The organism is Rhizobium sp. G187 (assembly GCF_051549525.1).
Lineage (GTDB): Bacteria > Pseudomonadota > Alphaproteobacteria > Rhizobiales > Rhizobiaceae > Allorhizobium.
In genome coordinates this window covers 742915-754589 of sequence record NZ_JBPUGM010000001.1, presented here as the reverse complement: position 1 = coordinate 754589, position 11675 = coordinate 742915, and the positions used below count along the sequence as shown (strand labels likewise).

Annotated in this window: 10 protein-coding genes; 3 read left to right on the top strand and 7 right to left on the bottom strand. The window is 60.0% G+C overall.

Annotation, left to right across the window (positions count from 1 at the left end):
* The first annotated feature begins 2 nt into the window (after positions 1–2).
* Positions 3–443 (top strand): hypothetical protein, encoded by a 441-nt coding sequence (locus ACSV9I_RS03560; RefSeq protein WP_438327303.1) that lies wholly within the window; start codon positions 3–5, stop codon positions 441–443.
* Positions 444–449: 6 nt separating this feature from the next.
* On the opposite strand, the gene ACSV9I_RS03555 is transcribed toward ACSV9I_RS03560, so the two are convergent.
* The 6 genes from ACSV9I_RS03555 to gltA all read right to left on the bottom strand — a co-directional run bounded on the left by ACSV9I_RS03555 (position 450) and on the right by gltA (position 7430).
* Positions 450–1673, bottom strand: a complete 1224-nt coding sequence (locus tag ACSV9I_RS03555; RefSeq protein ID WP_438327302.1) for a molybdopterin molybdotransferase MoeA — start codon at positions 1671–1673, stop codon at positions 450–452.
* The gene (moaC, locus tag ACSV9I_RS03550) at positions 1673–2170 is read right to left on the bottom strand and encodes a cyclic pyranopterin monophosphate synthase MoaC (RefSeq protein WP_438327300.1); all 498 of its coding nucleotides are present in this window, start codon (positions 2168–2170) and stop codon (positions 1673–1675) included. The genes ACSV9I_RS03555 and moaC overlap by 1 nt, the downstream gene beginning before the upstream one ends.
* Positions 2167–2982: an indole-3-glycerol phosphate synthase TrpC gene (trpC, locus tag ACSV9I_RS03545; protein ID WP_438327298.1), complete on the bottom strand. Its 816-nt coding sequence runs from the start codon at positions 2980–2982 to the stop codon at positions 2167–2169. The genes moaC and trpC overlap by 4 nt, the downstream gene beginning before the upstream one ends.
* 8 nt (positions 2983–2990) lie before the next feature.
* Entirely contained in the window at positions 2991–4013 is a 1023-nt protein-coding gene (gene trpD, locus ACSV9I_RS03540; RefSeq protein WP_438327296.1) for an anthranilate phosphoribosyltransferase, read from the bottom strand.
* Positions 4014–4037: 24 nt separating this feature from the next.
* Positions 4038–5927, bottom strand: a complete 1890-nt coding sequence (locus ACSV9I_RS03535) for a SurA N-terminal domain-containing protein (RefSeq protein WP_438327295.1) — start codon at positions 5925–5927, stop codon at positions 4038–4040.
* A 213-nt stretch (positions 5928–6140) separates the two neighbouring features.
* Positions 6141–7430, bottom strand: coding sequence for a citrate synthase (gene gltA, locus ACSV9I_RS03530; protein WP_438327293.1), 1290 nt, complete (start codon positions 7428–7430; stop codon positions 6141–6143).
* A gap of 403 nt (positions 7431–7833) precedes the next feature.
* On the opposite strand from gltA, the gene ACSV9I_RS03525 reads away from it, so the two are divergent.
* Positions 7834–10197, top strand: a complete 2364-nt coding sequence (locus ACSV9I_RS03525; RefSeq protein ID WP_438327686.1) for a ComEC/Rec2 family competence protein — start codon at positions 7834–7836, stop codon at positions 10195–10197.
* Between the two features lie 29 nt (positions 10198–10226).
* Here the strand turns inward: ACSV9I_RS03525 and lexA are convergent, their stop codons facing one another.
* Entirely contained in the window at positions 10227–10940 is a 714-nt protein-coding gene (gene lexA, locus ACSV9I_RS03520) for a transcriptional repressor LexA (protein WP_054158404.1), read from the bottom strand.
* A 178-nt stretch (positions 10941–11118) separates the two neighbouring features.
* Here lexA and ACSV9I_RS03515 point away from each other — a divergent pair, with 178 nt between their 5' ends.
* The gene (locus ACSV9I_RS03515; protein WP_438327291.1) at positions 11119–11670 is read left to right on the top strand and encodes a DUF1003 domain-containing protein; all 552 of its coding nucleotides are present in this window, start codon (positions 11119–11121) and stop codon (positions 11668–11670) included.
* Positions 11671–11675: the final 5 nt, after the last annotated feature.

The following is an 11675-nucleotide window of genomic DNA, read 5'->3' as shown; positions in this document are numbered from 1 at the left end:
CTATGCGAATCGGCGACAACACGATCTATTCGACGACCTATAACACTCCATCCAGACAAAGCTCGGCGGAGCCGGCGCCCAGCACCACGACCGCGACGGCGTCTGGAAAATCTATCGGCGTGGAAGCGGATGTCTCGGCAAAGACATTGACCAGCAGCCTCTGGATTCTTCAGACAAATGTCTATTACTCGAAAGATGCCGAGAAGGCGGCTGTTGCCAAGGATGATTTGGCTTCGGAATTCAGCGACATGGCAACCAAAAGCCTCGCCGAGCGTCTGCGGGAACAGTACCTCGAAAGCCACGGACTGACCGAAGAAGATGTGGCAGCCCTTCCGGACGAGGAACGAAAAACTGTCGAGGATGACATCCAGCAGTTCATCAAACGCCAAATGGGTTTCGATGAAGATTCTGCAGCGGAAGACACAGCCGCGATTGCGTCGTAAGAGCCGTCAGAACGACGATGGACGCAGTTTCAGGATGGAGCAAGTTGCACCGGCTTCGACTGCCGGCGCATGCGGTGGGCGGATGATGAGGCAGTCAGACTGCGCGAAGATATTCATCATCGAGGAGTCCTGCTTGCCGAAACTCTGCGCGAGCAGATCTCCAGCCGTGTCTTTCGATAGTCTGGCGCGGAGATAGTCCTGTCGCCGGTCGTTGGCGGCAAGAGGGGCGGCAAGGCGGGCGCTGGCCAAACGGTCGGGCAGGGGGCGATGGCCCATGACCGCCAGAAGCGGTTCCAGAAACAGCAAGCCGCAGACCATGCTCGATACCGGGTTGCCGGGTAGTCCCAGAACATGCATGTCGCCGAGTTTGCCGACCATCAGCGGCTTGCCGGGTCGCATGGCGATCTTCCAGAAATCGAGAACCATGCCGGCGGCTAGCAAGGTCGATTGAACGAGATCATGGTCGCCGACAGAAGCACCGCCCAGGGTTACCACCACATCCGCCTTGGCGGCCTGTGCCTTTGCGATTGCGCCTGCAATAACCACACGGTCATCACCGACTATGCCGAGATCGATGATCTCTGCGCCGAGCGCACGCGCCATAGCCGCGATGCCGAACGTGTTCGAGCCGATGATCTGATGCGCGCCGGGTCGGTCTCCAGGGGATACGAGTTCGTCGCCAGTGGCGATGATGGCGACGCGAGGTTTACGATAGACGGGCAAGGCCGCGTGGTTCATCGCGGCCGCCAGCGTGATGCGTGTGAAGTCGACGAGCGTGCCCGCCGTCAGGGTGGTGTCACCCTCGCGAAAATCCTGGCCGCGTGGACGGATATGACGTCCCATGGTCACCGGAAATGTCGTCCGGATCTGGCCACCTTCAAGCTTCTCGGCATCCTCCTGCAGCAGCACCGAATCGGCACCTTGCGGGACTGGGGCGCCGGTGAAGATCCGCACAGCCTCTCCGCGCTGCACCGTACCCACAAAACCACGGCCGGCAGCCGATTCGCCGATGACGCGCAGAACGGCGCCGGGTTCCGTCGCATCGTCTGCCTTCAGCGCGTAGCCGTCCATGGCCGAGGCGTCGAAAGGTGGTTGTGTGAGCCTGGCACCCACATCGGCGGACAGCACCCGGCCGTCGCAATCATGCAGCGAGAGGTATTCCGTCTCGGTGATTGGCCGGATGGCCGACTGCAAGCGTGCCTGCGCCTCCTCGACGGCAATCAGTGACATCAGCCAGCCTCCGGGTGGCGGAACGGACCGGATTTGCCGCCCGTTTTTTCCAGAACCCGAATGCCGCCAATCTCCATGGTTTTGTCGACAGCCTTCGCCATGTCATAGATTGTCAGGCAGGCAACGGAAACGGCCGTCAACGCCTCCATCTCGACACCGGTCTTGCCCGTTAGCTTGACTGTCGCTTCGACCCGAAGGCCGGGCAGGGTCTCGTCTTCGGTAATGTCGACGGACACCTTTGACAGCATCAGCGGATGGCACAGCGGAATGAGATTGGCGGTCTGCTTGGCTGCCATGATACCGGCCAGCCTGGCCGTTCCGATCACGTCGCCTTTCTTGGCATTGCCGTCCCGGATTATCTCGAGTGTTGCCATGGCCATGCGGATATGGCCTTCGGCAAGCGCGACGCGCACGGTTTCCGCCTTGTCGCCGACATCGACCATATGTGCCTCGCCGGAGGCGCCAATATGGGTGAGGCCAGGGAGGTTGCTGGTCATTCGGCTGCCAGGGCGCCGCTTCCGCCGTTCAACAGCAGGCGGGTAGCAGACGTCACGTCATCTTTGCGCATCAGGCTTTCACCCACAAGGAAGGTGCTGATGCCGGTTGCCTGCAACCGCTTGCAGTCGTCATGGGTGACAATCCCGCTCTCGCCGACAAGCAGGCGGTTCGCCGGCACCATCGGCGCCAGCTCTTCGCTGACCGTCAGGCTAACCTCAAACGTCCGCAGATTGCGATTGTTAATGCCGACCAGCGGAGAGGTGAGCCGGAGGCCCCGCTCCATCTCTTCTGCATCATGCACCTCGACCAGAACATCCATGCCAAGCGCGTGGGCCTCAGCTTCCAGTTCAGCGGCCTGATCGTCGGAGAGCGAGGCCATGATCAACAGGATGCAATCGGCTCCCCAGGCACGCGCCTCGTAGACCTGATAGGTCTCGAACATGAAATCCTTGCGCAGCGCCGGAAGTGCGCAGGCATCGCGTGCCGCGACCAAAAACTCTGGTGCACCCTGGAAACTCGGTGTATCCGTCAGCACCGAGAGGCAGGCGGCACCGCCGGCCTCATAGGCAGCCGCCAGCGACGCCGGATCGAAATCGGGACGGATCAAACCCTTGGAAGGGCTCGCCTTCTTGATTTCGGCGATCAGGCCGAAACGGCCTTCGGCCCGTGCGGCCATAAGCGCCTTGTAGAAACCACGAGGCGCCGCTTGCGCTTCGATGGCCGCTTTCAGGCTGTCCAGCGGCCGCGCAACCTTGGCAGCTGCGATTTCTTCACGCTTGTAGATCTCGATCTGTTTCAAAATGTCGGTCATGGCCAAGTTTAGCTCGTAACAGCGGAATTGGAAATGGCGACCAGCTTGGCAAGCGCTGCTGCCGCACCACCACCATCGAGCGACTGGCTGGCAAGATGCATACCCTCGGTCACGTCGGCAGCCTTGCCGGCAACGATCAGGGAGGCAGCCGCATTGCAAAGCGCCACGTCGCGATAGGCTGTCTTCGCACCTGACAGAACATCCTGGAGAGCGGCCGCATTGACGGCGCCATCACCCCCACGGATTGCATCGAGTGAAACGGTGGCAACACCAAAATCATCCGGGGTCAGTTCGAAGTTGCGGATTTCGCCATCGCGCAGTTCCGCCACCATGCTTGGACCCGTCGTCGTGATCTCGTCCAGCCCGCTGCCATGCACCACCCAGGCGCTGGTCAATCCAATATCCCGTAGCGCTTCCGCGCCGGGGACCACCCATTCCGGTGAATAGACGCCGAACAGCTGCTTCTTAACCCGCGCCGGGCTCGATAGCGGTCCAACGATATTGAAGATCGTCCGTGTCCCGAGTTCGACCCGTGCGCCGCCGACGTGGCGCATCGCGGGATGATGGAGCTGGGCGAACATGAAGCCGATACCGGCCTCGCGAATGCAGCGTGAAATCGTCTCCGGATCGATGTCGAGCTTCACGCCGAGTTGAGACAGCGCATCGGCCGTGCCCGATTTAGAGCTGAGCGCCCGGTTGCCATGCTTGGCAACCGGCACGCCGGCACCCGCAACGATCAGCGCTGCAAGTGTCGAGATATTGTAGGTGTTCGTGCCGTCGCCGCCCGTGCCGACGATGTCGATGGCATCGTCAGGTGCGTCTACGGTGATCATTTTCTGGCGCATGATCGCGACCGCACCGGCGATCTCGTCAACGGTCTCCCCGCGGACGCGCAGGCCCATCAGGAAGGCGCCGATTTGCGCCATGCTGGCCTCGCCCGACATCAGGATCTCGAACGCGTCACTCGCTTCCTGTCGTGTCAGCGGATGCCGCGTCGCGATCCTGGCAAGGAAGGGTTTTAAACCGGACATGGACACACTCCCCCTTGCGTCGTGTTAGCGGACGATGGCCTGCTGAGCCAGCGCCTGATTGATGCTGACGCCGTATTGTGCCTGCAGCTGGTTCACCATCTGGTCGAGAATGTCGTCACCGACGGCGTTCGCGAGTGACAGCAACTGCTGTTCTTCATCGGGAGCCACCATACCGGTCGGCTCGTCGCGTACGGCGGTCACCTTGAGCAGGATCTGCGTCGCCGGATCAGCGCCAGCGGCTGAGGCCGTTGTGCCGACGGGGCCGCCGAACGCCGAGAACACGGCGGTCGGGCCGAGAACGGCGTCTTCGGTACGGCGCGACAGGCCCGCCTTGCGCTCGACGGCAAGGCCGAGTTCGGTGGCAATTGTCTCTAGCGGTGTTCCATCCTGAACACGCTGGCGAAGGCTTTCGGCGCGTGCACCAAGAGCTGCTCGTTGCTGCTCGGCTGTCCAATCTGCGACGGCGCGATCCCTGACTTCAGCGAGCTCGCGATCGCGCTCGCTCTTGATGTCTGTCACCTCGAACCACAGGTAACCGGTGGTGCCGAGGTTCACCGCATTGGCTTCGAGCCCGATATCGGTGCGGAAAACTTCAGTCAGCACGGCATCACGCGCTGGAATGTCGGTGACTTCGGTTTCGCGGGTATTGAGGCCACGGCTGTCGATGTCGGTTACAGTCACGACCTGCAGCTTCAGCTGGTCTGCTGCTTCCTTCAAAGTCGAGCCGCCGGCGCGGAAATCCTCGAACTGATCATGGACGGCGTTGATATCGGCGATTGCTGCTGCTTCGGCAAGTTCCTTGCGGATCTCTTCGCGCACTTCGTCAAGGCTGCGGGTGCGGCCATCCTTGATATTGGTGACACGCAGAATGACGGGGCCGAGTGCGCCCTCGACCACCGGCGTCGTGCCGCCATCGGCCGCAACCGCAAAGGCTGCGTCGGCAATGGCAACATCGGGGAGGCGGTCACGGGTGTATTCGCCGAGCAGAACGTCGCTGGCAGTTTTGCCCTGATCCGTAACGAGCTGATCAAACGTGGTACCATTTTTCAATTCAGCCAGGGCGGCATCCGCGAGTTCGCGATTCTCGAAGCTCAGCTGCTCGATGGTTCTGCTGCCAGCAATGGTGAAGCTTGCTTTGCGGCGCTCATATTCAGCCGCAATCTGCTCGTCCGTTACAGTCGCAGCATCGGCGATATCGGAAGGCTCAAGCTTCACATAGGTAAAGGAGCGATATTCAGGCGCACGGTAGCGGGCTTTCGCTGTTTCGAACCAGGTCTTCAGCACTTCTTCTTCGGGAGCCTTCACGGGATCGATATTGGCATTCGTCAGCAACAAGTAGTCGATATCGCGATTTTCAAACCGATAGTCGCGGATCGCGTCGACCAGCACTTTCGGTGCAGCAAAGCCTTCCGACGTCGCGTCGACGATCTGGCTGCGCACGGCAACGCGAGAGCGTTCATTGATATAGTCTTCCTCACGCAGGCCTGCATTCCGCAACCGGCTGGAGAAGAGTGCGCGATCGAAATTGCCAGCCGTATTGATGAAGGCCGGGTCCTCGCCGATCAACTGCGCCAGGCGATCCTGAGACAGGCCGAGGTTCATATCGGACGCCAGCTGATCGAGCGCTGCGCCTGCGGCCAGCTGCGAAAAGACCTGGTTTTCGGCGCCGAGGGAGCGGGCCTGCTCTGTTGTCAGCTGTGTCCCGAAACGCCGGCTCATCTCAGCGACTGTGCGCTGATAGGCGAATGCGTAGTCACTGCTGGAGACGGCCTGATCCCCAACCGACACCACAGTGTCAGTGGTGGTGCTGAACAGGGATGCGGAGACCCCCCAGACGCCGAAGGAAACGACCAGAAGCAAAAGCAGCAACTTGGCGAAAATGGTCTGGGAAGCTTTTCTCATGAACACGAGCATCGGGACGCATAAACTCCTTGGCGGTTCGTTGCATCGAACGAATTGGGTGGACTTCCTTAGAACAAAGCCGCTGGGAAATGAAGGCTGTCACGACCGAAAACCGCAGTGATCACGGCGAGTTTCAGGTGGAGGCTCCCTCTTTGGCTCAACCTCAGCCCGGAAACGAAAAAAAGGCCGGACAATGCCGGCCTTTTTGCAGTGATGAAAAAGCGCTCAGCGCTCGGTCAGAGACTTGTAGTCGCGCTTCGGCGCGCCGGTGTAGAGCTGCCGCGGACGGCCGATGCGCTGTTGCGGATCTTCGATCATCTCGTTCCACTGTGCGATCCAGCCGACGGTACGGGCGAGCGCGAAGAGAACGGTAAACATCGTCGTCGGGAAGCCGAGGGCGCGCAGCGTGATGCCCGAATAGAAGTCGACGTTCGGGTAAAGCTTCTTCTCGATGAAATAGGGGTCGTTGAGCGCGATCTTTTCGAGCTCAAGCGCAACCTTCATCAGCGGATCGTCGCCGTGGCCGGTGGCTTCCAGGACCTCATACATGGTCTTCTGCATGATCTTGGCGCGGGGATCATAGTTCTTGTAGACACGATGGCCGAAGCCCATAAGGCGGAACGGATCGTTCTTGTCCTTGGCGCGCGCAATATATTCAGGGATGCGATCGACCGTGCCGATTTCCTGCAGCATGTTGAGCGCTGCCTCGTTGGCGCCACCATGGGCTGGGCCCCAAAGGCAGGCGATGCCAGCCGCGATGCAGGCGAACGGGTTGGCACCCGACGAGCCGGCGAGGCGGACGGTCGAGGTGGACGCATTCTGCTCGTGATCAGCATGCAGGATGAAGATGCGGTCCATGGCGCGGGCGAGGACCGGGTTCACCTGGTACTCTTCGCAGGGCACGGCAAAGCACATGCGCAGGAAGTTGGACGCGTAGTCGAGATCGTTCTTCGGGTAAACGAAGGGCTGGCCGACATGATACTTGTAGGCCATGGCAGCGATCGTCGGCATCTTGGCGATCATGCGGAGCGAGGCAACCATGCGCTGATGCGGATCGGTGATGTCGGTCGAGTCGTGGTAGAAGGCGGACAGCGCGCCGACGGTGCCGACCATGACGGCCATCGGATGCGCATCGCGGCGATAGCCGGAGAAAAACTTCGACATCTGCTCATGCACCATCGTGTGATGGGTCACGCGATAGTCGAAATCCTTCTTCTGTGCAGCGGTCGGAAGTTCACCGTAAAGCAGCAGGTAGCAGACTTCGAGGAAGTCACCCTTTTCGGCCAGCTGCTCGATCGGATAGCCGCGATGCAGCAGCACGCCTTCGTCGCCGTCGATATACGTGATCTTGGATTCGCATGAGGCGGTGGACGTGAAGCCCGGGTCGTAGGTGAATGCGCCGGTGTGCTTGTAAAGGGCCGCGATATCGATCACGTCGGGCCCGATCGTGCCGGCCTTGACGCCCAGGTCGACCGTCTTGTCACCGAGTTTCAAAGAAGCGCTTTTGTCCGTCATGCTGATCCTCCGGAATTGGCGGGAAGGCGCCTTGAAAAAGCCGCCATCGGTTAAGCGTGTGTTGTAGCTATATGATACCGAAGTTAATGCCAACCTATCCAAAGGGCAAATTGTGCATCGCGAAATCGGCAACAATCGAACCGATCGGTTCGAGGAAGTAAACGCCTCAAAGGTTGCTCTGCGTTGCAAATTCCGCACGCTTTGATTGTTTTTCGGAATGTCTTATGGTCTGGGCGCGGGCGCAGTTGTCGACCCGGCGGGGGCGCGCCGAATGGTGGATTTGGCGAACAGAACGAAAGAGATTTCGGGGGCGGAGCCGGGGCCGTTTAAGACGGCACCGAAAGAGCGCTCAATTGATCGCACCGTCGAAATTTTTGCACGATCGGTACGGTGGTATCCTCCGCTGCGCCATCGCCTGAATCATCTGAACGTCGCCATCGTAACCGCTCTGCAGGAAGAGGCACGCCACGGCCATCTCTTTCTCTTCGTTCCAGTCTGGCTGGGCCTTGGGGCGGTAATCTGGTTCCTGGCACCCGCGCCGCCGTCAACCGTAATGCTTTCAGCGCTGCTGGCTGTGTGCCTTTGCGGAGCGATCGTCCGGCGGGCATCGGAACTGCATAGGGCCATGTTCTTGTCCCTTGCCCTGATGGCGGCCGGCATGCTGCTCGCAGGCTGGGAGACCCATCGTGCTGGCACCACGATCCTCGATCAACCGGTGGTGACGATTGCAACAGGTATCGTCGAGCGGCGGGAGGCGGGATCCGGCGCTGAATGGCGCTATGTCGTCCGACTGACGGCAACGGCCGAGCCGACAATTCGCCGCCGGCCAGAGCGCGTGTCGCTGCTGGCCCGCAGCCGGCATGAGCCGGTGGCCATCGGCGCTGTCATCACTGGACGCGTGCGGCTATCGCCGCCTTCGGGGCCTGCTTTGCCGGGCATGAATGACTTTGCCTTCCAGAGCTACTACGCAGGCATTGGTGCGGTCGGCTTCTTTCTCGGACCGCCAGCATCGGCGGGTCTTGATCCCGAGGCTCGCAACGGGTGGTTACAACGATTCGACAAGGCGCTCTTTTCCTTCCGTGATCGGATCTCCAGCCGAATCCGTGATGTCCTGCCGGGCGATACCGGCGCTTTTGCTGCCTCCATCATCACGGGCGAGCGCCGTTCCATGTCACCCGAGGCGACCGAGGCGCTACGGGTGTCCGGACTTGCCCATATCACGGCGATTTCCGGACTGAACATGGCGCTCGCCGCGGGCATTTTCTTCGTAGGGCTTCGCGCCACCCTCAGCCTTTTGCCGGTCATAGCCCAACGGGTTCCAATCAAGAAACTGGCGGCTGGCGGCGCCCTTGTCGCAACGACGGGCTATGTGTTGATCTCCGGTTATCAGATCTCGGCCCTGAGAGCCTATCTGATGACGGCCATCATGCTGACAGCCGTCCTCCTCGATCGACCAGCGATCAGCCTACGCAATTTCGCACTGGCGGCCATCGGGATGTTGGTTGTTCAGCCGTCATCGGTGATGGGGCCAAGTTTCCAGATGTCTTTTGCTGCGACTGCAGCCCTGATCGCCGGTTACGCCGGATGGACGGCAAAGCCGCCGCCGCTCCTGCCCAGGGGCAGATCTTTGCCGGCGCGATTCGTGGCGGCTGCCGGAAAGTTTGCGGGCGGTACACTTGCGACATCCCTGATCGGTGGCATGGCCACCGCCATTTTCTCAATTTCGCATTTTCATCGTCTCTCGACCCATGGACTTGAGGCCAATCTTGCCGCCATGCCCCTGATTTCGGTTGTGGTGATGCCGGCCGGTTTCGTCGCCATGCTGCTGATGCCATTTGGCCTCGATGCACCTTTTCTTTGGGTGATGGGGGCGGGGCTGGATCTTGTTATGGTCGTGGCGCACACCGTCGCTGCCTGGGGCGATGGTTATGTCTTCCCGCGCCAGCCGGCCTGGTTTATTGCCGGAACCGTTCTTGGCCTGCTGCTCTTGACCTTGCTGCGCACGCGGCTCCGCCTCGTCGGCGCATGCCTGTTCATCGTGACGGCGGCTCTGGCGTGGTTGGCGCCCCTTGAAAAGCCTTCCAATCTTTTTGTCAGCGAAGACGGCCGCCTCGTCGCCTTCTTTGTCGATACGGACCGCGGCATCCTCGCCACCAATAAAAAGAAGCCGCCAGCTTTCCTCTTCGATCAATGGCGCCCGGTTCTCGACGTTGACACAGTGGCCGTCCCGATCGAGGCAGACGTTCCGCCGTTGCCTGAGCGAGCGGCTTGGAGCCCGGATACCGTGCAAAGCGGGGACGTCAAAGATTCTTCACGACAAGGTCCGCCACGGCAAGAATTGAGCGATACCGATCAAAGAGAGGCAGCGAAGATCTTTACGGAACTGGTGCGCAAGGCGACGCCGAAGGCATTCACCTGCCTGAAAGGCGCCTGCGTGGCAAAGTTTAGCACCCGGACACTCATGACCCTCGATCGGCCGGATCTCCTCGGCGCAGCGTGCGACACCGCCGACATCGTTATCCTAGCCTCGCGAAGTCGTATGTCCCAATGCCGGTCCGGCACTATCCTCTTCACGGAGAGCACCCTGCGCATGAGTGGCGCGCTAGAAATAGAAATCGCACCGGGACGCGGAAAGAAAAGTTCGATCCAAGTGCGCGCGGCCTTCGACGGCCTGCCGCGCCCCTGGACTGCACATCGCCTCTACGACTGGCGTACAGGTGAGAGCGCAGACAAGCATGATAGTGCGACCATGGCCGGCATACGATGAGCACCGAAGCCGACCATAAGAGGCTGTCCTCAGTGATAGCGGCGGATCAGCCCAACCAGCTTGCCCTGAATCTTCACCCTGTCTGGGCCGAAGATTCGGGTTTCATAGGCTGGGTTCGCGGCTTCAAGCGCAATAGAGGCACCCCGACGGCGGAAGCGCTTCAATGTTGCTTCTTCGTCATCAACCAGGGCGACGACAATGTCGCCGGGATTTGCATTGGACGCATTTCGAATGATGACCGTATCACCGTCGAGAATGCCGGCATCGATCATCGAGTCGCCTTTGACCTCGAGAGCGTAGTGCTCGCCCGAGCCGATCATTTCATGGGGCACTGAGATGTCATGGGTGTTGTTCTGAATGGCTGAAATCGGAACGCCCGCTGCAATCCGCCCCATGACTGGTACAGTAACCGATGGGCTGCGCTCTTCACTCGGTGCCTTGACGACCGAAGGGGCAGGCGGCTTGCCGAGACTGCCCTCAATGACGCTTGGCGAAAAGCCACGGCGTGGCTGCAGGCTCTGCGTATAGGCCTCGGGCAACTTTATAACTTCGAGGGCTCGCGCCCTATTCGGCAGCCTGCGGATAAAGCCGCGTTCTTCAAGTGCCGTGATCAGTCGGTGAATGCCTGATTTCGAGGCGAGATCCAGCGCATCCTTCATTTCGTCGAAGGAGGGCGGAACGCCCGATTCTTTCATCCGCTCATGGATGAAAAGAAGCAGTTCCTGTTGCTTTCGCGTCAGCATATCCGATGCCTCATCAATGAAACAAATCCAGAACGGACCCTATATGTTCCATTTGTGTTCCGCAAGTGGATAAATTTCCGTGAAGATCACAGCAGAAAATGCGATAGGCGGGGGAAGGTGGGTTTTTGCACCGAGATTGGTGTATTGAATGCCGCCGGCGAGAGGAAAAGGGTTGGCGATGCTAAAGGAGATCGAGCGGACATTGCTCGGCAAGCGTGAGTCGGATCTTACATCTTCGGAGAAGCGCGTTCTCGCGCGCGCCCTCGAACGTCGTGTCGTATCGACAGATGCAAGTCAGGAATTCCAGGCGGATGCGACAACCGGTCAGAGACTGGCCGACTCGATCGCCCGGATCGGCGGCTCCTGGGCCTTCATCATCGGCTTTTTCCTGTTTCTGACAGGCTGGACCGTTACCAACACCGTTCTGCTGGCCAGCAATGCACTCGATCCTTATCCCTTCATTTTTCTCAATCTCATCTTGTCCATGCTGGCTGCCATTCAGGCGCCAATCATTATGATGAGCCAGAACCGGCAGGCCGAGCGCGATCGTTTCATGGCTGCCAAGGATTATGAGATCAACCTAAAGGCTGAAATCGAGGTGCTGGCGCTCCATCACAAAATCGATGAGCAGGTTCTGACGGAGTTGCGCGAGGCACGGCGCGAGCTCGCCGAATTGCATCACGTCATCAGTGCACTTTCGAATCCGACCACCAACACTCCGCAATCCTGAGCAGG

Bases quoted from the DNA above. Each gene is read 5' to 3' on its own strand.
- trpC (WP_438327298.1), bottom strand. From the start codon at position 2,982: ATGACCGACATTTTGAAACAGATCGAGATCTACAAGCGTGAAGAAATC.
- ACSV9I_RS03535 (WP_438327295.1), bottom strand. From the start codon at position 5,927: ATGCTCGTGTTCATGAGAAAAGCTTCCCAGACCATTTTCGCCAAGTTG.
- ACSV9I_RS03555 (WP_438327302.1), bottom strand. From the start codon at position 1,673: ATGTCACTGATTGCCGTCGAGGAGGCGCAGGCACGCTTGCAGTCGGCC.
- moaC (WP_438327300.1), bottom strand. From the start codon at position 2,170: ATGACCAGCAACCTCCCTGGCCTCACCCATATTGGCGCCTCCGGCGAG.
- ACSV9I_RS03515 (WP_438327291.1), top strand. From the start codon at position 11,119: ATGCTAAAGGAGATCGAGCGGACATTGCTCGGCAAGCGTGAGTCGGAT.
- gltA (WP_438327293.1), bottom strand. From the start codon at position 7,430: ATGACGGACAAAAGCGCTTCTTTGAAACTCGGTGACAAGACGGTCGAC.
- trpD (WP_438327296.1), bottom strand. From the start codon at position 4,013: ATGTCCGGTTTAAAACCCTTCCTTGCCAGGATCGCGACGCGGCATCCG.
- lexA (WP_054158404.1), bottom strand. From the start codon at position 10,940: ATGCTGACGCGAAAGCAACAGGAACTGCTTCTTTTCATCCATGAGCGG.
- ACSV9I_RS03560 (WP_438327303.1), top strand. From the start codon at position 3: ATGCGAATCGGCGACAACACGATCTATTCGACGACCTATAACACTCCA.